We start from the raw sequence: 19,666 nt of genomic DNA on the forward strand, positions 1-19,666 counted from the left end.
ATCCAATTTATGAATAATCAGTCAAAAAAGTGCTTATCTGAACAGCATTGCCCGCATGCGGGGACTTTTTATTGGAAGCGCCAGATCAGCAGTAGCCGTAACCCAGCAGACGCTGGTAGCGCTGCTCCAGCAGTTGCTCGCTGTCGAGGGGGCGCAGGGCATCCAGATCCTGTTTGATGCGCGCTTTCAGGTGCTTGGCCATCTTCTCCACATCGCGGTGGGCACCACCGAGGGGCTCCTCGACGATGTTGTCGATGAGCTTCAGCTCCTTCAGGCGCTGGGCGGTAATGCCCATGGCATCCGCCGCCACCGAGGCCTTCTCGGCGCTCTTCCACAGGATGGAGGCGCACCCTTCCGGGGAGATGACGGAGTAGGTGGAGTACTGCAGCATGTTGACCCGATCGCCCACGCCGATGGCGAGGGCGCCGCCGGAGCCGCCTTCACCGATCACGGTGCAGACCACCGGCACGGTCAGGCCGGCCATGACTTTCAGGTTGCGGGCGATGGCTTCGGACTGGCCACGCTCCTCGGCACCGACGCCAGGGTAGGCACCCGGGGTGTCGATGAAGGTGATGATCGGCATCTTGAAGCGCTCGGCCATCTCCATCAGGCGCAGGGCCTTGCGGTACCCTTCCGGACGCGGCATGCCGAAGTTGCGCTTGATCTTCTCCTTGGTCTCGCGACCCTTCTGGTGACCGATGATCATCACGGGCTCGCCGTCGAGACGGGCGATGCCGCCGACGATGGCCTTGTCATCGGCATAGGCGCGATCCCCGGCCAGCTCGTCGAAATCGGTGAAGATCTGCTCGATGTAGTCGAGGGTGTAGGGGCGCTGGGGATGACGTGCCATCTGGGATACCTGCCAGGCCCCCAGATCGCCGAAGATCTTCTTGGTCAGCTCTTCGTTTTTCTTCTCCAGCCGGCGAATGTCTTCGCTGAGATCCACGGCACTGTTTTGCTCGCTCACATGGCGCAGTTCATCGATCTGTGCCTGCAACTCGGCGATCGGCTGTTCAAAATCCAGAAAAAGACTCATAGGGACAATAGATCCTCTAATCAAAAACCAATTCAACCCGCTCTCGTCCAAGCAGGACTCGCAAGTCATCTATCAGTTGATCGGTGGGCGTCACCCGCCACTCGGTACCGAGCGTCAATCGCACCCGGGAACCGGGGCGACGATAGTTTACCTGAACCGGACAGACTCCGGCACGGGCGGGCTCCAAAATCTCGCACAAACGCGGGAAAAAGCGCTCGTCAATGCGTTGTTCATCGAGGGAGATGCGGATTGCCCTGGCAAAACGCTCCCTCGCATCGTTGATATCCAGCAACTCGCGGGCCGACATTTTAAGGCCACCGGAGAAGTCATCAAAGCTGACCTGTCCAGAAACCACTAAAATACGGTCTTTTTGCATCAATTCTTCGTATTTTTCCAGCGCTTCACTGAAAAGGGTCACATCCAGACGGCCGGATCTGTCGTCCAGGGTGAAGATCCCCATCTTGTTGCCGCGCTTGGTCACCATGCTGCGCGCCGCGATCACCAACCCCGCCGCCGTGGTCACCGTATCCCGGGAGGTGGGATGCAGATCGCACAGTCGGCCCGAGGTGTAGCGCCGCAGCTCGCTGCTGTACTGGTTGATGGGGTGACCGGTGAGGTAGAGCCCCAGGGTCTCGCGTTCCCCTTCCAGCCACACCTTGTCAGGCCAGTGCGGCACGTTGGCGAACGCCTTCTTGACGTCGTCGATCTCTTCGGTGAGCACACCGAACATGTCGACCTGCCCCACCGCCTGGGCCTTGGCGTGCTGCTCGGCGGCGCGCATCGCCTCCTCCAGGGTCGCCATCAGGGCGGCGCGGTGGGGGCCGAGCCTGTCCATGGCGCCGGAGAGGATGAGCTTCTCCATCACCCGCTTGTTGAGCTTCTTGATGTCGACCCGGTTGCAGAAATCGAACAGATCGCGGAACGGACCGTCCCGATCCCGCGCCTCCAGGATCGCCTCGATGGGCCCTTCCCCTACCCCCTTCACCGCGCCGATGCCGTAGACGATGTGGCCGTCCTCGTTGACGCTGAAGCGGTAGCGACCGGTGTTGACGTCCGGCGGGATCACGGTCAGCCCCATGCGCTGACACTCGTCCACCAGGGTCACTATCTTGTCGGTGTTGTCCATGTCCGCGGTCATCACCGCCGCCATGAACTCCGCCGGGAAGTGGGTCTTGAGCCAGAGGGTCTGGTAAGAGACCAGCGCATAGGCAGCGGAGTGGGACTTGTTGAAGCCGTAGCCCGCAAACTTCTCCACCAGATCGAAGATCTTCATCGCCAGTTCGCCGTCGACGCCGTTCTTGACCGCCCCCTCCTCGAAGCCCGCCCGCTGCTTGGCCATCTCTTCGGGTTTTTTCTTGCCCATGGCCCGGCGCAGCATGTCCGCGCCACCCAGGGTATACCCCGCCAGGGTCTGGGCGATCTGCATCACCTGCTCCTGGTAGAGGATGATGCCGTAGGTGGGCTCGAGTATGGGTTTGAGGCTTTCGTGCTGCCACTTCTCGTCCGGGTAGGAGATGGCCTCCTTGCCGTGTTTGCGCTCGATGAAGTTGTCCACCATGCCCGACTGGAGCGGGCCCGGGCGGAACAGGGCCACCAGCGCGATCATGTCTTCGAAGCAGTCGGGCTGCAGCCGCTTGATGAGGTCCTTCATGCCGCGGGATTCGAGCTGGAACACCGCCGTGGTCTCGAAGCGCTGCAAGAGGGCGAACGACTTCTTGTCGTCGATGGGGATGGCGGCGATGTCGACCGGCGGCTTGCCCTCTTTGGCAAGACGGGGGTTTATCATGCCAAGGGCCCAGTCGATGATGGTGAGCGTTCGCAGCCCCAGGAAGTCGAACTTCACCAGGCCCGCGTACTCCACGTCGTTCTTGTCGAACTGGGTGACCGGATGATGCCCCTCGTCGTCGCAATAGAGCGGCGCGAAGTCGGTGATCTTGGTAGGCGCGATCACCACGCCACCGGCGTGCTTGCCGGCGTTGCGCACCACCCCTTCCAGGCGGCGGGCCATGTCGATGAGGTCCTTGACCTCCTCGTCTTGCTCGTAGAGCTCCGGCAACTTGGGCTCGGCTTCGAACGCCTTGGCCAGGGTCATGCCCGGATCCGGCGGGATCAACTTGGAGATGCGATCCACAAAACCGTAGGCGTGGCCCAGCACACGGCCGACGTCCCGCACCACCGCCTTGGCCGCCATGCTGCCGAAGGTGATGATCTGGGATACCGCCTCCCGGCCGTACATCTCGGAGACGTGATCGATCACCTCGTCGCGCCTGTCCATGCAGAAGTCGACGTCGAAGTCGGGCATGGAGACCCGCTCGGGGTTCAGGAAACGTTCGAACAGCAGGTCAAATTCCAGCGGATCCAGGTCGGTGATCTTGAGGGCATAGGCCACCAGCGACCCCGCCCCCGAGCCCCGGCCCGGACCGACGGGGATGCCGTTGTCCTTGGACCACTGGATAAACTCCATCACGATGAGGAAGTAACCCGGGAAGCCCATCTGGTTGATCACTTTGAGCTCGATGTCGAGACGCTCGTCATACTCGGGACGACGCTCGGCCCGCACCGCCGGATCCGGGAACAGGAAGGCCAGCCGCTCCTCCAGCCCTTCCTTCGACTTCATGACCAGGAAGTCTTCGGTGGTCATGTCGCCGGTGGGGAAGTTGGGCAGGAAATACTCGCCAAGGCGCACCGTCACGTTGCAGCGCTTGGCGATCTCCACCGTGTTTTCCAGGGCTTCCGGGATGTCGGCAAACAGCTCCGCCATCTCCTCCTGACTGCGCAGGTACTGCTGGGGGCTGTAGCGGCGCGGTCGGCGCTTGTCCATCAGGGTGTAGCCGTCGTGGATGGCGACCCGGATCTCGTGGGCATCGAAGTCATCGGCGGTGAGGAACACCACCTCGTTGGTGGCCACCACCGGCAGTTCGAACTCGCTGGCAATGGCCACCGCCATGTGCAGGTAGACCTCCTCGTCCGGGCGGCCGGTACGCAGCAGCTCCAGGTAGTAGGCATCCGGGAAATGGGTCTGGTAGAAGGCGAGGCAATGCTCCACCATCTGGCGGTTGCCCTTGAGCAGGAACTTGCCCACATCCCCCTCGCGCCCGCCGGAGAGGACGATCACCCCCTTGGCATGTTCGCCAAGCCAGGCCTTGTCGATGACGGGGCGCCCCTGCACATGACCGCGCTGATAGCCGCGGGAGATGAGCAGGGTGATGTTCTGGTAGCCGTCGTTGTCCATGGCGAGCAGGGTGAGGCGGAACTGCTCGTCCCCAAGCTCGTCGCTCTGCACCCAGAAATCCGCCCCGACCAGGGGCTTGATCCCCTTGCCGTGGGCAGAGCCGTAGAAGCGCACCAGGCCGCACATGTTCATCTGGTCCGTCAGGGCCAGGGCCGGCATGTTGTTGGCGGCGGCTGCGGAGACGATGGGACCGATCTTCTGCAGGCCGTCGACCATGGAGAAGTCGGAGTGCACCCTCAGGTGGATGAAGCGGGGATCAGCCATGGTCACGCCCTCTCATTGCGCAAGCAGAAATCGTTCAGACAGATCGGCATCGGTTATTCGATCCCCAGGGCGCGGCGCACCGGCTTGAAGCTCTGACGGTATTCGGGCAGCGGGCCCCGTTCGGCCAGAATGGCGAGGTGCTCCGCCGTCGGGTAGCCCTTGTGGCGGGCGAAACCGTACTCGGGATGGCGGCTGTCCAGCTCGGTCATCTCGGCGTCCCGGGTCACCTTGGCGAGGATGGAGGCGGCGCTGATGGCGGCCACCAGGCTGTCACCCTTGACCACGGCGCGGGCCTCCATCGGCAATCTGGGGCAGCGGTTGCCGTCGATGAAGACCAGCTCGGGCGTCACCTTGAGCCCCGCCACGGCGCGCTGCATCGCCAGCATGGTGGCGTGCAGGATGTTGAGCTCGTCGATTTCCGCCGGGCTGGCGCGGCCGATGGCATAGGCCAGCGCCTTCTCTTTGATCTCGCCAAACAGGGCGAGCCGCTTCTTCTCGGAGAGCTTCTTGGAATCGGCGAGGCCAAGGATGGGATTGGCAGGATCCAGGATCACCGCGGCGGTGACCACGTCACCCACCAGGGGGCCGCGACCCACTTCGTCCACCCCGGCAATCAGCTTGTCTTCGGGAATATCGATCGTCATCTCATAGCCTTGAATCAAAACCGGCCCCGCAGGGCCAGTATCAGCACAACATCACGCCTGACACACAGGCAGAGCCCACTAGCGTTCCAGCAGCGCGGCAACCGCTTCCGCTGCCTGCACATCCGCATTGCAGCGGATCTTCTCGTGCAACCGGGTGAAGGTGGCGATGAGCTCGCTGTTGTCATGGTCCAGCAGCTTGCTCACCTCTTCCACCAGGTTGGCCGGGGTGCACTCGTGCTGGATGAGCTCGGGCACCAGCATCTTGTCCGCCAGCAGGTTCGGCAGGGAGACATAATCCGTCTTCACCAGCCACTGGGCCAGCAAGTAGCTGAAGGGTTTGAGCTTGTAACCCACCACCATGGGCTTTTTCACCAGCATGGCCTCGAGGGCCGCGGTGCCGGAGGCGAGCATCACCACGTCGGCGGCAATCATGGCCTCGCGGCCCTGGCCGTCCAGCAGCACCATGTCGAGCTCCGGGGCCACCTCGGCCTTGATGGCGAGGAACTGCTCGCGCCGTTTCTGGTTGACCAGAGGCACGATGAAACCGAGATCCGGGTTGTGAACCGTCAGGTGCTTGCACGCCTCGAGGAAGACCGGCGCCATGAAGCCCACTTCCGCCGTGCGGCTCCCCGGCAGCACCGCCAGCCAGCGACGGGCGGGATCGATGCCGAGGGCCTCGCGCACCGCCCCTTGATCCGGGACCAGGGGAATGTCGTCCGCCATGGTGTGGCCGACGAAGCGACAGGGGGCATCGAAACGGTCGTAGAAGGCTTTCTCGAATGGCAGGAAGGCGAGCACCATGTCGGTGGCGGCCTTGATCTTGTGAATGCGGCCCTGACGCCAGGCCCAGACGGAGGGGCTGACATAGTGGACCGTCTTGATACCGGCGCGGCGCAGTTTCAGCTCCACCCCGATATTGAAATCCGGTGCATCCACACCGACGAAGATGTCGGGGGGATTGGCGATGAAGTGGCGCAGCAGTTCGCGGCGTACCTGGAGGATGCGGGGCAGACGGCCCAGCACCTCGGTGATGCCCATGACGGAGAGCTCCTCCATCTCGAACAGCGCCTTCACGCCGAGAGCCTGCATCCGCGGCCCGGCGATCCCTTCGAACTGCGCATCCGGGTAGCGGGCTTGCAGTTCGCGCACCAGCCCTGCGGCCAGGATGTCGCCGGAGGTCTCTCCGGCGACGATGCCGATGCGAATGGGATCAGGCACGGATGATCCCGCGCTCGTTGTCCTTGAGGAAATCCACATAGAGCTGGATGGCAGGTTCGCTCTGGGCCATCTCGCTCAGCACGGGCAACACCTCTTCAATGGTCTTGCCGGAGCGGAAGATCTCCTTGTAGGCGCGCTTGACGGCAGAGATCGCCTCGGCGCTGAAGCCACGACGACGCAGGCCTTCGGAGTTGACCCCGAAAGGCTTGGCGTAGTTGCCGGCGGCCATCACGTAGGGCGGCACGTCCTTGTTCAGGGCAGCGCAGCCGCCGACGAAGGCGTGGGAGCCGACGCGGCCGAACTGGTGAATGGCAGACAGACCGCCGAAGATCACGAAGTCACCGATGTGCACATGGCCCGCCAGGGTGGCGTTGTTGGCGAAGATGCAGTTGTCACCGATGATGCAGTCGTGGGCCACGTGAACGTTGACCATGAACAGGTTGCCGCTACCCACCTTGGTCAGGCTCTGGTCCTGGGTGGTGCCGCGGTGCACGGTGCAGTTCTCGCGAAACACGTTGTTGTCGCCGATCTCGAGGAAGGTGCGCTCGCCGGCGTACTTCTTGTCCTGGCAATCCTCACCGATGGAGGTGTGCTGGAAGATCTTGTTGCCGCGACCGATCTTGGTCGGGCCCTTGATCACCACGTGGGAGCTCACCCAGGTGTTGTCACCGATTTCCACCTCGGCGCCGATGACGGTGAAGGGGCCGATTTCAACCCCTTTGCCGATGACGGCAGACTCATGGACGATGGCGGTGTCGTGGATGATGGCAGTCTGATCGATCACGGTTATACCTCGCGCTTGGCGCACATCAGTTCGGCAGTACAGACCACTTCACCGTCGACGGTGGCGACACCGGTGAACTTGGCGATGCCGCGACGCTCCTTCAGGAACTCCACATCCAGCACCAGCTGATCGCCGGGACCCACCGGGCGCTTGAAGCGGGCATTGTCGATGGAGGCAAAGTAATAGAGCTCGTTGGGGGACGGCTTGCCCACCATGGTGAAGGCCAGGATACCGGTGGCCTGGGCCATGGCTTCCAGGATCAGCACGCCGGGGAAGACCGGCTTGGCCGGGAAGTGGCCCTGGAAGATCGGCTCGTTGAACGAGACGTTCTTGATGGCGCGCAGGGTCTTGCGCTCATCGCTGATCTCGTAGTTTTCCACCTTGTCCACCATCAGGAACGGATAACGGTGGGGCAGCAGATCCATGATTTCCTGGATGCCCAGGCTCTTCTTTTCAGTAGTCAAAACAGTACCCTATACCAATCGTGATTATTCTTGATCCAGCTTTTTCTCAAGCTTGCTCAACCGCTTGTGCATCTCTTCGATACGCATCACCCGGGCGGCGGTCTTGCGCCACTCTTTATTGGTTTGCAGGGGGATGCCGGAAGAGTAGATACCGGGCTCGGTGATGGGACGCATCACCATGGCCATGCCGGTGACGGTGGCCTGGTCGCAGATCTCCATGTGCCCGTTAAAGACGGAGGCACCACCAATGATACAGTATTTGCCGACCTTGAGACTACCGGCCATCACGGTGGAGCCCGCCACGGCAGTGCCGTAGCCGATCTCGACGTTGTGGGCGATCTGGCACTGGTTGTCGATGATGACGTTGTCAGCGATGCGGGTATCTTCCAGCGCACCGCGGTCGATGGTGGTGCAGGCACCGATCTCGACCCGGTTGCCGATGGTCACGCCACCAAGCTGGGGGATCTTGATCCACTCGCCGCGCTCGTTGGCATAACCGAAACCGTCTGCCCCGATCACGGTGCCGGCCTGTACCAGACAGTCCGTGCCCAGGGTCACGTTGTGATAGAGGGTGACGTTGGCCCACAACCGGGAGCGCGCTCCCAGTCGGGTATCCTTGCCAACGAAACAGCCCGGGCCGATGCGCACATCGTCACCCAGCACGACGCCGGATTCGATCACCGCATTGGCACCGATGGCCACTCTCTCGCCCAGTTGCACGTCAGCCGCGATGACGGCGCTCGGATGGATATCCATGGCCGGCTGCGGGGTGGTGTCCAGCAGTTGGGCAACCCGTGCAAAGCCCACGTAGGGGTCCTTGAGCACCAGGGCGTTGGTGGGGCAAAACGGCAGGTCTGCCTCGGTGATGAGCACGGCAGTGGCCTTGCTCTGCTCCAGAAAATGCCGGTACTTCTTGTTGGACAGGAAGGCTATCTCCCCCTCCCCGGCTTTTTCCAGTGTCGCGACCTTGCGAATTTCCCGGGTCCCATCCCCATGGACCTCGGCCCCCAGTTGCTGGGCCAGCTGTGCGAGAGTGAATGCCATCAATTAGTTGCTCTTGCTAACCTGAGAAATAACCTGGCCGGAGATGTCCAGCTTGCTGGCTGCATAAGGGGCGGCGTTGCGCTCCAGCACCAGATCGTAGCCATTGCTCTTGGCGATGGCGTCAATGGCAGCCTGCACCTTGGTCAGGATCTTGTTGCGCTCTTCGGACTGACGGCGACCGTTGTCCTGTTCAAACGCCTGACGCTTCTGGTTGAATTCCATCTGCAGCTTGGCCAGCTTCTCCTGGCTCTGCTTCTTCTGTTCGGCGCTCATGAAGGCTTCGTCCTTCTTGAACTTCTCGACCAGTGCCTGACCGTCAGACTCCAGCTTCTGCAGTTCACGCATGCGCGGCTCGAACTCGCCCTTCAGCTTCTTGGCAACGGCTTCACGCTGGGGCAGCTTTTGGAAGACTTCGCCCATGTCGACCACGGCAATCTTGGTCTCAGCGAAGGCAGAACCCATGCCGGCAGCCATCAGTGCAAAGCTCAAACCAGCTACTTTCAACGCTTTATTCACACTTACTCCTTGGTCCCTCGGTCGAGGGCTACCTGATTTACCTGATTGTGCAAGCGATCCACGAGATCGTCTTGTTACCTGGTGAGGCACGCAAACGCGCGACCCATCATGCTTCCCCCGCCATGGCGGGGGGGCGTCCGCTCCCCTTAGAAGGTACGGCCGATGTTGAAGGAGAAGACTTCGGTGTCGTCCCCTTCGTATTTCTTGATTGGTCTTGCCAGCACGAACACCAGCGGGCCCATGGGAGAGAGCCACTGCAGCGACAGGCCGGTCGACATCCGGATGTTGCTCGGGTCGGAGTAGTCCATCAGATAGTTGCAACCACTGAAGCAACGGTTCTGATACTGGCTGTAGTCGAAGTGGGTATCCCACACGGAACCGGCGTCGATGAAGAAGCTGGTCCGCAACTGGGGCTGATAGGTCTCGGAGGCAAAGGGCGTCGGCACGATCATTTCCAGCGAGGCCACCGCCAGGGCGTTGCCCCCGACCGAGCTGTCAGTGCCCTGGATGACGTCGTTACCACTCAAGTTGTAGTAGTAGAGCGCCTTCGGACCGACTGTGTTGCTCTTGAAACCACGCAGGGTGTCGAAGCCACCGGCGTAGTAGTTCTCGAAGAACGGCAGAACGTGCTCGTAATCGCCATTGGTGCCGTAGCCATCGCCGTAGGAGGCACGGGCCTTGGCCAGCATGACCCATTTGTGATCGGCATCAAACGGGAAGTAGTGGGCATCTTCTGCGTTGAGCTTGAAGTACTGCAGATCCATGCCGGGCACCGTCACCTTGGCGTTCACCCGCTGGCGGTCACCGGAGGTCGGGAACTGACCCTTGTTGAGGGTGGAGCGGGTCCAGCCGGCGGTGACGTCCACGGTGTTGAACACCATGCGGTTGTCGCCATCCAGATTGCCGTTGTAGACCTTCCAGAACTCGTCCACCTGTACATAGGGGTTGGGCTGGGACAGTTTGTTGTTTTCGTAGCCCAGGCTGAAGTCGAGACGGTTGTTCTCGTTGACCGGGAAGCCGCTGGAGAGACGGAAACCGACGGTGGTGTTCTCGTAGTCCACGATGTTGGCGTCGGCCGCACTGAACTTGTTGTAGTAGAGACGGCCGCCCAGGCTCACCCCGTCCACGGTGAAGTAGGGGTCGTTATAGCTCAGGTCGACGCTCTTGGAGTAGTCGTTGGTGCTGGCGTTGATGCCGATCTTCTTGCCGGTCCCCATGAAGTTGTCCTGCTGCAGACCCGCCTGCAGGCTCAGACCCGACTCGGTGCCGTAGCCGATACCGGCGTTGATGGACCCCGCCGGCTGCTCCTTGACCTTGAAGTCCAGATCGACCTGGTCATCGCTGCCCGGCACCCGCTTGGTGTCAACCTCCGCGGTCTCGAAGAAGCCGAGGCGGTTGAGACGGGTCTTGGACTGCTCGACGTTGTCGGAGGAGAGCCAGGTGCCCTCCATCTGGCGCATCTCGCGACGCAGCACTTCGTCCTTGGTGGTGACGTTGCCGCTGAAGTTGATGTTGCGCACATAGACCCGGGGACCCGGCTCCACGTTGACGATGAGCTCCACTTCCTTGGTCTGGTCGTTGATCTGGGGGAAGGTGACCACTTTCGGATAGGCGTAGCCGTAACGGCCGAGGAACTTGGAGAGCACCTCTTCGGTATGGGTCACCTGACTGGCGGAGTAGACGCTGCCCGCCTCGATGGGGATGAGGCCCTTCATCTCGCCGCCGCGGTCGATGAGGTCGCCCTTGAGCTGGATGCCGGAAACCTTGTACTGCTCCCCTTCCTTGACGTTGAGGGTGACATAGACCCCCTTCTTGTCCGGGGTCATGGAGACCTGGGTGGACTCCTGGGTGAAGCGGATGTAGCCGCGGTCCATGTAGTAGGAGCGCAGCACTTCGATGTCACCGGCCAGCTTCTGCTTCTGGTAGCGCTGATCGCCGGTGAAGTTCCACCAGGGCACGTCGTCCTTGAGGGAGAGCTGGGCCAGCAGCTTCTCTTCCGGGAAGACGTTGTTGCCGACGATGTTGATCTGCTGGATCTTGGCCGCTTCCCCTTCCACGAAGGTGAACTTGAGGTCGACCCGGTTGCGCGGCAGCGGGGTGACGATGGCCTTGACCTTGGCGGAGTACTTGCCCACGCCGTAGTAGAAATCTTCCAGCCCTTTCTCGAGGGAGCTCAGCACGGTGCGATCCAGCGGATCACCCACGCGGATCCCGGAGGATTCCAGGCTCTGGGTCAGTTGCTCTTCCTTGATATCCTTGTTGCCGGAGAACTCGATGCTGGAGATGGTCGGGCGCTCCTTGACTACCACTTGCAGCACCTGACCGTCGCGATAGACCTTGACGTCCTCGAAGTTGCCGGAGGCATAGAGCTTCTTGATGGCGTTCGCCAGGGACACGGAGTCGACGGAATCACCGACCCGCACCGGCAGATTCAACAGGGCGGCACCCAGGGTCACCCGCTGCAGGCCCTCGACCTGAATGTCTTGCACCACAAAAGAGGCCGGGGCAGCCTGAGCCAGGAAGCTGGCCCCCAGCAGGCAACTCAACACCAATGCTTTTTTAACAGCCATTTTGTTCTTATGTGTCCTTGTTGATGCTCTGGCCTCAGAGGCGAGCGAAATCATTAAACAGCGCAATGCCCATCAGTAACATCAGAATGGCGGCGCCTATCCTGAACCCAACTTCCTGAATTTTTTCCGATACCGGCTTGCCGGTGATCGCCTCGATGAGGAAATAGACCAGATGGCCACCATCGAGCACCGGCAGGGGGAACAGGTTGATGATCCCCAGGTTGACGCTGATGAGCGCCAGGAATCCGAGGAAATAGACCAACCCGTAATCGGCGCTGCTGCCGGCCCCCTTGGCGATGGAGATGGGGCCGCTCAGGTTGTCCAAAGAGACAATGCCACCGATCAGCTTGCCTATCATGTCGAAGGTCAGGGTGATCAGGCTCCAGGTCTTCTGGACCCCATGCCACAGGGCTTGCAAAGGCCCATACTGTAACAGAGTTCGATACTCATCCGGTAATGGAACCAGTTGCGGCGACAAGCCCACAAAACCGACCAGCTGGCCCTTCACTTTCTTCCCATCCGGGGTCAGGGTCAGGGTCATCTCGCTTCCCCCGCGCTCCACCGTCACCTGCAGCGGCTGCGCCGGTGACTGCTGGACACGCTCGACAAACTGGGCCCATTCGGTGATGGCCTCTCCATCGACCCCCTTGATGCGATCCCCTATCTGAAGGCCGGCCTTCTCGCTGGCGCTCGACGGTACCACGGCCTCCACCACGGGCAGCACCTTGCCACCGAGGGGCACTATCCCGAGGCTCCCGATGGGTGACTCTTTGTCCGGATCGAATTTCCAACCTGCCAGCTGCAGGGTCTTGTCCACTGCATAGCTGGTGTTGGCCGCCTTGAGCTTGAGCTGGACCGAGTCATCGCCAAGGTGGCTGATGAGGGCGTAGGTGACGCTCTCCCAGTCACCGGTCTCCTCGCCGCCGACGCCGACGATCTCCATGCCTGGCAGGATGCCGGCCTCTGCCACGATGGAGGCGGGACGCACCTCGCCCACCACGGGTTTGACGCTCGGCACCCCTATCATGAACATCAGCCAGAAGGCGAACAGGGCGAACACGAAGTTCGCCATGGGGCCGGCCGCGACGATGGCCATCCGGGCCCAGACGCTCTTGTGGTTGAAGGCCTGCACCTCCTCCCCAGGTTTGAGTGCGTCGACCCGGCCATCCAGCATCTTGACGTAGCCGCCAAGGGGGATCAGGGCCAGCACGTATTCGGTACCATCCTTGCCAAGGCGACGCCAGATGGCCTTGCCAAAGCCGATGGAGAAGCGCTCCACCTTGACGCCGCAACGACGAGCCACCCAGAAGTGGCCAAATTCATGCACCGCCACCAGCAGCCCGAGGGCCACGATGAAGGCGCCGATATTCCACAGAAGCCCGCCCATCAGCCGCGTACCTCGCGGTCATGTCCAGTCCTGCGCTCGAGAGCATGGAGAGGGGCTGGCTGCCACCACAGTCCGTTCATACGGCAAGCTCCTTTATCAGTTGCTGGGCACGGGCTCGGGCCGTACCGTCCAGGGCGATGAGATCCGCCAGAGAGCCGGCAGCACTGCTGCCCAGCTCGGCCATGACGGATTCGTTGACTCTGGCAATATCCATAAATCCGATCCGCTCTGCAAGAAAAGCCGCGACGGCCTCCTCGTTGGCGGCATTGAGGGAGGTGGTCGCCCCCTGCCCCTGCTGGCACGCCCTCATGGCCAGCGCCAGACAGGGATAGCGCTCATAGTCGGGCCGGATAAAGCTGAACTCTCCGACACTGAAGAAATCCAAAGGTTCCACACCGGACTCAATCCGTTCCGGATAAGCCAGAGCGTGGGCAATGGGAGTGCACATGTCCGGGTTGCCGAGCTGGGCCAGCACGGAGCCATCCTTGTACTGCACCATGGAGTGAATGACGGACTGGGGGTGGATCACCACCTGGATCTGCTCGGGGGCCGCATTGAACAGCCAGCGCGCCTCGATGTACTCCAGCCCCTTGTTCATCATGGTGGCGGAGTCCACCGAGATCTTGGCCCCCATGGACCAGTTGGGATGGGCAATGGCTTGCGCCGGGGTGACATGGTGCAGTTCACCCACATCGGCATAGCGGAAAGGTCCGCCGGAGCCGGTCAGCAGGATCTTGCTGATCCCCGCCCCGGCCAGATCGCAGAAACCGGGCTGGCGCTGCACGTCGACCGGCAGGCACTGGAAGATGGCGTTGTGTTCGCTGTCGATGGGTAGCAGCTCGGCACCGTGCTCGCGCACCGCCTCCATGAAGAAGGCGCCGGACATCACCAGCGCCTCCTTGTTGGCCAGCAGAATGCGCTTGCCGGCGCGCACGGCAGCCATGGTGGGTGCCAGACCCGCCGCACCGACAATGGCCGCCATCACGCTGTGGGCATCGGGGTGAGCAGCCACGTCGCACAGGGCTGCCTGACCGGACAACACCCGGGTGGTGCTGCCGTGAGCCTTGAGCCGACCCGCCAGATCGCTGGCGGCGCCTTCGTCCACCATGACGGCGAACCGGGGGGAGAATTCGAGACAGTCGCGCAGCATGGCATCCACGCTGCGGGCAGCGGTCAGCGCCAGCACCTGCCAGCGCCCGGGGTTGTGGCGCAGTACCTTGAGGGTGCTCTGACCGATGGAGCCTGACGCTCCCAGGATCACCAGGTTTTGCATCAAGACTCCTGATTGGGTAACAGACTGATGGAGCGGGACGCTCCCGGGATCATCAGTGCGCGAAACATCAAAACTCCGGACCGAGCAACAGGTAGCTGAGCAGGAAGACGGGCAGCGCCGCCGTCAGGCTGTCGATGCGATCGAGAATGCCCCCATGGCCCGGCAACAGGGTGCCGGAATCCTTGATGCCGGCTTCCCGCTTGAACATGCTCTCGGCCAGATCGCCGAGCACGGAGGCCAGCACCGCCAGCAGAGAACAGAGCAGCACGGTGCCCATCTTGGCAGGCACGAAGCCCATGAACCAGGTCACGCCGATGGCCAGCAGGCTGGCGGTAAACAGCCCACCCAGCATGCCTTCGATGGTTTTACCCGGGCTCACGGCCGGTGCCAGCTTGTGTTTGCCGAACGCCTTGCCGAAAAAATACGCGCCAGAATCTGCCGCCCAGACCAGTCCCATCACGAACAGCAGTATCCAGGCTCCCATCATGGGGTCGTGGTAGAAGTTGTAACCGCGAATGGCCACCAGGGACCAGAAGAAGGGAACCAGGGTCACCAGACCGAACAGGGATTTGAGCCAGATGGATTCACGCCACAGCCTGGCACTTTGCGGGTAGCGCAGCACCAGCAGCAGCCCCAGCAGCCACCAGCTGACAGCGGTCCAGAGCACGCCCATCACCAGCGGATGCAGTTGGGGGATCCAGAGTTGCTCCACGGGCACCCAGAAGAGGCTGGCCCCCAGCAGCAGACAGAACACCAGCGGCAACCACTGTTGCGGCTGGGCAGTGACGAAGGCACTCCACTCACGGCTGGCCAGCAGAAAGACCAGGGCGGCGAGCAGGGCAAAGAATTTCAACGGCAGAAAAAACAGCGCCCCCAACACCAGGGGTACTAACAGTAATGCGGTAATAATTCGTTGTTTTAGCAAAAGAAACCTCTCTCTTGGGAGCGGGGTTTAGCCGGTCTGTTGCGCGGCGATCAATTCCCGGATCTGTTCACCCGTACACCCGAAGCGACGCTCGCGAGCAACGAAGGAGGCAACTGCCCCACTGAACTCGGCCTCGTCAAAATCAGGCCACAGGACCGGGGTAAAATAGAGTTCGGCATAGGCGAGCTGCCACAGGACAAAGTTGCTGATGCGATGATCCCCGCCAGTGCGGATCAACAGATCCACGGGGGGCAGATCAGCCATGCAGACATGACGACCCAATGCCGCCTCATCGACCGCCTCGGCATCGAGTTCACCCGCAGCCACGGCCCGTGCCAGGGTCCGGGCCGCCTGGGCGATGTCCCACTGACCGCCATAGTTGGCGGCGATATTGAGGGTCAATCCCTGATTGTTGGCGGTCAGGGCCTCGGCCTTGGCGATTTTGGCCTGCAGCCGCTCGCTGAAACGGGCAGTGTCGCCAATCACCCGAAGGCGAATGCCGTTGCTGTGCAACTTGCTCACCTCGCGACCCAGCACCGTCATGAACAATTCCATCAGGGCGTTGACTTCCCCTTCCGGACGGCGCCAGTTCTCGCTGGAAAACGCAAACAGGGTCAGCGCCTCCATCTTGGCACGGGCGGCAAAGGCCACGGCCTCACGCACGGATTTCACGCCCGCCTTGTGCCCGGAAACCCGCATCTTGCCGCGGTTCTGGGCCCAGCGACCATTGCCATCCATGATGATGGCGACGTGACGGGGCAAGGACGAGCTGGCGCTATCGCCTAGCGCTGCCAAAAGCGACATTCATTTCTCCCACAAAGACAAAAGCGCCGTGCAGGGGCACTACACGGCGCTCGTAATATACCTGTCGGAGGCTTAGATTTCCATTAGCTCCTTTTCCTTCACAACCAGGGCGTCATCCACCAGCTTGATGAAGGTATCGGTCAGCTTCTGGATCTCTTCCTGGGCGCGACGGTCGTCGTCTTCGGAGATCTCTTTCTCTTTCAGCAGGGCTTTCAGGTCGGCATTGGCATCGCGACGGATGTTGCGAATGGCAACCCGGGCACCTTCGGCTTCGGCACGGACGATCTTGGTCAGATCACGGCGACGCTCTTCGGTCAGCGGCGGCAGCGGCACGCGCAGAGTCTGGCCGTTGCTGGACGGGTTCAGGCCCAGATCGGAGGTCAGGATGGCTTTTTCCACCGCCTGGATCATGGAGCGATCGAAGATGGAGATGGAGAGAGTACGGGCATCTTCTGCCACCACGTTGGCCAACTGCTTCAGAGGAGTGGCAGCACCGTAATACTCCACCTGGATGCCGTCGAGCAGGCTCGGGTGAGCACGGCCGGTACGGATCTTGGACATCTGGGTCTTCAGCGACTCTACGCTTTTGCCCATGCGGTCCTTGGCGTCGTTTTTAATCTCGTTGATCACAGTGGTTTTCCTTTTGGCGAACGAGCCGACAGGCGGCTCGTATCTATCTTGTTGACTGGCGTAATGGACAAGCGAGCCTGGGGCTCACACTTGCCTTACTTGCTGGCCTGGTGGATCAGGGTACCTTCCGGCTCACCCATGATCACGCGGCGCAGCGCGCCCGGTTTGTTCATGTTGAACACCCGGATCGGCAGATCGTGGTCGCGGGCCAGGGTAAAAGCAGCAAGATCCATCACTTTGAGTTCTTTTTCAAGAACTTCATCATAACTCAGTTCCTGATAGAGCACGGCATCCGGGTTCTTGACCGGGTCATCGGTGAACACGCCATCGACCTTGGTGGCTTTCAGCACGACGTCGGCTTCGATCTCGATACCGCGCAGGCAGGCTGCCGAGTCAGTGGTAAAGAAGGGGTTGCCGGTACCGGCAGAGAAGATCACCACCTTGCCGGCGCGCAGCTGGCTGATGGCTTCGGCCCAGCTGTAGGAGTCGCAGACCCCTTGCAGGGAGATGGCCGACATCAGGCGGGCATTCACATAAGCACGATGCAGGGCATCACGCATGGCCAGGCCGTTCATGACGGTCGCCAGCATGCCCATGTGGTCACCCACCACGCGATTCATGCCTGCCTTGGCAAGGCCGGCACCACGGAACAGGTTGCCGCCACCGATGACCAGACCGACCTGAACACCCAGCTCAACCAGCTCTTTGATCTCTTGGGCCATCCGTTCCAGCACCGCCGGATCAATGCCGAAACCCTCGGATCCTTGCAGGGCTTCACCACTCAACTTCAGAAGAACACGTCTGTATGCAGGCTTGGGATTGGTACTCATGTCACTGATTCCTGGTCATATAAAGACCGCGACATAAGTCGCGGTCTGGGGAAACGGAAAAACCGGTTCGATTAGGCCTTCTGAGCGGCCGCGATCTGGGCTGCTACTTCAGCAGCAAAGTCGGTCTCTTGCTTCTCGATGCCTTCGCCCACTTCGAAACGGGTGAAGGAAACAACGTCAGCGCCTTCTTTCTTCAGCAGCTCGGCAACGGTCATGGAAGGATCTTTCACGAACGGTTGACCAGTCAGGGAAACCTCACCGGTGAACTTCTTCATGCGGCCTTCAACCATCTTCTCGGCGATCTCTTTCGGCTTGCCGGAGTTGATGGCGATGTCGATCTGGATTTCGCGCTCTTTGGCAACGACTTCGGCAGACACGTCTTCCGGTTTGACGAATTGCGGGCTGTTGGCAGCAACGTGCATGGCCAGATCTTTGGCCAGCTCGTCGGTACCGCCAACCAGCTTGGTGATAACACCGATGCGGGAGCCGTGAACGTAGGTGCCCAGGTTGTCACCTTCAACCAGCATCACGCGACGCAGGTTCATGTTCTCACCGTTCTTGGCGATCAGGTTGGTGATGGTCAGCTCGACGGACTCGCCGTTGCCGAAGTCGGCGGCTTTCAGCGCGTCAACGTCAGCGATTTTCTGGGTGGCAGCGATCTCGACGATCTTCTGACCCATGGCCAGGAAACCGGCATCCTTGGAAACGAAGTCAGTCTCGCAGTTCAGCTCGATCATGACGGCAACGTTGCCTTCGGTACGGGCGAAGATCACACCTTCAGCGGCGATACGGCCAGCTTTCTTGGCGGCCTTGGCCTGACCGGATTTACGCATGTTCTCGATAGCCAGCTCGATATCACCGTTGGCTTCTTCCAGCGCTTTTTTGCAATCCATCATGCCAGCGGCGGTGCGCTCGCGCAGTTCTTTTACCAGGGCGGCAGAAATGTTTGCCATGTCCAGTATCCTCGGTCTTGAATTGACAAGAAACAGGGGCCACAAGGGCCCCTGCTAACCAATTACATCAGCTTGGTTAATAAGGGCTTTTCAGTCCTTATCAATTACTCAGCTTCAACGAAGCCATCTTGTTCGGCTTGAACAACGATGTCCTGCTCGCGGGCTTCCAGAACGGTGTCAGCAGCAGCGTTCAGGTACAGCTGTACGGCACGGATAGCGTCGTCGTTACCCGGGATGACATAGTCAACGCCGTCCGGGTTGGAGTTGGTATCAACGATGGAAACTACCGGGATACCCAGGTTGTTGGCTTCTTTGATAGCGATGTGCTCGTGGTCGGCATCGACAACGAACAGAACGTCAGGCAGGCCGCCCATGTTCTTGATACCACCCAGGCTCTTCTCCAGCTTTTCCATTTCGCGAGTACGCATCAGCGCCTCTTTCTTGGTCAGCTTGTCGAAGGTACCGTCTTCGCTCTGGGTTTCCAGATCTTTCAGGCGCTTGATGGACTGACGAACAGTTTTCCAGTTGGTCAGCATGCCGCCCAGCCAGCGGTGGTTAACATAGAACTGGTCGCAACGCTCAGCGGCTTCTTTGACGGCTTCAGACGCGGCACGCTTGGTACCTACGAACAGTACCTTGCCTTTCTTGGCAGCTACGGAGCTGATGAAGTTCATGGCATCGTCAAACATCGGAACGGTTTTTTCCAGGTTGATGATGTGAACTTTGCTGCGGGCGCCGAAGATGTAGGACTTCATTTTCGGGTTCCAGTAACGAGTCTGGTGACCGAAGTGAACGCCGGCTTGCAGCATGTCGCGCATAGAAACTTTAGCCATTTTATACCTCTGTATTGGGGTTAGGCCTCCACACATCCCATATAACCGACCCGTTAAGGCACCCCGGCATATGTGTCGATGTGTGTGTGTTGTTGAGTAAGGGTGATGGTATGAGGACACGAGTTCCCCATTCCGGCGCGCTTTATACCATAACTTTGGTCATGACACCACCAGCCCGGGTGCTAAAAATGGATCCCGGACCATGGTGCGACCGCCTGATGACGTTGCGATGACGATCACACTGGAAGTAAACGGGGGT

The 19,666-nt window shown here is 60.8% G+C and carries 17 protein-coding genes; all 17 read right to left on the minus strand.

The genetic code is table 11. From position 1 onward, the window contains the following. Positions 1-85: 85 nt before the first annotated feature. The 17 genes from accA to rpsB all read right to left on the minus strand — a co-directional run bounded on the left by accA (position 86) and on the right by rpsB (position 19,407). Positions 86-1,036: an acetyl-CoA carboxylase carboxyl transferase subunit alpha gene (gene accA / locus OKC30_RS00060; RefSeq protein ID WP_270661494.1), complete on the minus strand. Its 951-nt coding sequence runs from the start codon at positions 1,034-1,036 to the stop codon at positions 86-88. Between the two features lie 16 nt (positions 1,037-1,052). Continuing rightward, on the minus strand, positions 1,053-4,532 hold the full coding sequence (gene dnaE / locus OKC30_RS00065) for a DNA polymerase III subunit alpha (RefSeq protein WP_102949240.1): 3,480 nt from the start codon (positions 4,530-4,532) through the stop codon (positions 1,053-1,055). A gap of 53 nt (positions 4,533-4,585) precedes the next feature. Further along, a complete protein-coding gene (gene rnhB, locus OKC30_RS00070) occupies positions 4,586-5,176 on the minus strand; it encodes a ribonuclease HII (RefSeq protein ID WP_039039433.1) in 591 nt (196 codons plus the stop codon). Positions 5,177-5,254: 78 nt separating this feature from the next. Continuing rightward, positions 5,255-6,394, minus strand: a complete 1,140-nt coding sequence (gene lpxB, locus OKC30_RS00075; RefSeq protein ID WP_039039432.1) for a lipid-A-disaccharide synthase — start codon at positions 6,392-6,394, stop codon at positions 5,255-5,257. Further along, positions 6,387-7,178, minus strand: a complete 792-nt coding sequence (lpxA, locus tag OKC30_RS00080) for an acyl-ACP--UDP-N-acetylglucosamine O-acyltransferase (protein WP_010673415.1) — start codon at positions 7,176-7,178, stop codon at positions 6,387-6,389. Before lpxA ends, lpxB begins: the two co-directional genes overlap by 8 nt. Positions 7,179-7,180: 2 nt before the next feature. After that, positions 7,181-7,642: a 3-hydroxyacyl-ACP dehydratase FabZ gene (fabZ, locus tag OKC30_RS00085; RefSeq protein ID WP_010673414.1), complete on the minus strand. Its 462-nt coding sequence runs from the start codon at positions 7,640-7,642 to the stop codon at positions 7,181-7,183. 24 nt (positions 7,643-7,666) lie between these two features. Continuing rightward, a complete protein-coding gene (gene lpxD, locus OKC30_RS00090) occupies positions 7,667-8,686 on the minus strand; it encodes a UDP-3-O-(3-hydroxymyristoyl)glucosamine N-acyltransferase (protein ID WP_039039449.1) in 1,020 nt (339 codons plus the stop codon). A gap of 3 nt (positions 8,687-8,689) precedes the next feature. Beyond that, the gene (locus tag OKC30_RS00095) at positions 8,690-9,202 is read right to left on the minus strand and encodes an OmpH family outer membrane protein (protein WP_029313943.1); all 513 of its coding nucleotides are present in this window, start codon (positions 9,200-9,202) and stop codon (positions 8,690-8,692) included. Positions 9,203-9,348: 146 nt separating this feature from the next. Further along, on the minus strand, positions 9,349-11,772 hold the full coding sequence (bamA, locus tag OKC30_RS00100) for an outer membrane protein assembly factor BamA (RefSeq protein WP_029313941.1): 2,424 nt from the start codon (positions 11,770-11,772) through the stop codon (positions 9,349-9,351). Positions 11,773-11,806: 34 nt separating this feature from the next. Beyond that, on the minus strand, positions 11,807-13,159 hold the full coding sequence (gene rseP, locus OKC30_RS00105; protein WP_270661441.1) for a sigma E protease regulator RseP: 1,353 nt from the start codon (positions 13,157-13,159) through the stop codon (positions 11,807-11,809). Between the two features lie 76 nt (positions 13,160-13,235). Next, complete coding sequence (gene ispC, locus OKC30_RS00110; RefSeq protein WP_042864260.1) at positions 13,236-14,432, minus strand: 1-deoxy-D-xylulose-5-phosphate reductoisomerase; 1,197 nt, start codon at positions 14,430-14,432, stop codon at positions 13,236-13,238. A 67-nt stretch (positions 14,433-14,499) separates the two neighbouring features. Next, positions 14,500-15,357 carry a phosphatidate cytidylyltransferase gene (locus OKC30_RS00115; protein WP_039039428.1) on the minus strand — a complete coding sequence of 286 codons (858 nt, stop codon included), beginning with the start codon at positions 15,355-15,357 and terminating at the stop codon, positions 14,500-14,502. A gap of 27 nt (positions 15,358-15,384) precedes the next feature. Further along, entirely contained in the window at positions 15,385-16,161 is a 777-nt protein-coding gene (gene uppS, locus OKC30_RS00120) for a polyprenyl diphosphate synthase (protein WP_039039427.1), read from the minus strand. Between the two features lie 72 nt (positions 16,162-16,233). Next, complete coding sequence (gene frr, locus OKC30_RS00125; protein WP_010673406.1) at positions 16,234-16,791, minus strand: ribosome recycling factor; 558 nt, start codon at positions 16,789-16,791, stop codon at positions 16,234-16,236. A 95-nt stretch (positions 16,792-16,886) separates the two neighbouring features. Further along, positions 16,887-17,621, minus strand: coding sequence for a UMP kinase (pyrH, locus tag OKC30_RS00130; protein ID WP_010673405.1), 735 nt, complete (start codon positions 17,619-17,621; stop codon positions 16,887-16,889). 71 nt (positions 17,622-17,692) lie between these two features. Continuing rightward, positions 17,693-18,574 carry a translation elongation factor Ts gene (tsf, locus tag OKC30_RS00135; protein ID WP_270809508.1) on the minus strand — a complete coding sequence of 294 codons (882 nt, stop codon included), beginning with the start codon at positions 18,572-18,574 and terminating at the stop codon, positions 17,693-17,695. Positions 18,575-18,678: 104 nt separating this feature from the next. After that, positions 18,679-19,407 carry a 30S ribosomal protein S2 gene (gene rpsB, locus OKC30_RS00140; protein WP_010673403.1) on the minus strand — a complete coding sequence of 243 codons (729 nt, stop codon included), beginning with the start codon at positions 19,405-19,407 and terminating at the stop codon, positions 18,679-18,681. Positions 19,408-19,666: the final 259 nt, after the last annotated feature.

Source organism: Aeromonas sp. QDB18 (assembly GCF_027705325.1).
Classification (GTDB): Bacteria; Pseudomonadota; Gammaproteobacteria; order Enterobacterales; family Aeromonadaceae; genus Aeromonas; species Aeromonas caviae.

Coding starts and splice junctions, on each gene's coding strand:
- accA (WP_270661494.1), bottom strand. CDS start 1,036: ATGAGTCTTTTTCTGGATTTTGAACAGCCGATCGCCGAGTTGCAGGCA.
- dnaE (WP_102949240.1), bottom strand. CDS start 4,532: ATGGCTGATCCCCGCTTCATCCACCTGAGGGTGCACTCCGACTTCTCC.
- rnhB (WP_039039433.1), bottom strand. CDS start 5,176: ATGACGATCGATATTCCCGAAGACAAGCTGATTGCCGGGGTGGACGAA.
- lpxD (WP_039039449.1), bottom strand. CDS start 8,686: ATGGCATTCACTCTCGCACAGCTGGCCCAGCAACTGGGGGCCGAGGTC.
- bamA (WP_029313941.1), bottom strand. CDS start 11,772: ATGGCTGTTAAAAAAGCATTGGTGTTGAGTTGCCTGCTGGGGGCCAGC.
- rseP (WP_270661441.1), bottom strand. CDS start 13,159: ATGGGCGGGCTTCTGTGGAATATCGGCGCCTTCATCGTGGCCCTCGGG.
- ispC (WP_042864260.1), bottom strand. CDS start 14,432: ATGCAAAACCTGGTGATCCTGGGAGCGTCAGGCTCCATCGGTCAGAGC.
- uppS (WP_039039427.1), bottom strand. CDS start 16,161: ATGTCGCTTTTGGCAGCGCTAGGCGATAGCGCCAGCTCGTCCTTGCCC.
- pyrH (WP_010673405.1), bottom strand. CDS start 17,621: ATGAGTACCAATCCCAAGCCTGCATACAGACGTGTTCTTCTGAAGTTG.
- tsf (WP_270809508.1), bottom strand. CDS start 18,574: ATGGCAAACATTTCTGCCGCCCTGGTAAAAGAACTGCGCGAGCGCACC.
- rpsB (WP_010673403.1), bottom strand. CDS start 19,407: ATGGCTAAAGTTTCTATGCGCGACATGCTGCAAGCCGGCGTTCACTTC.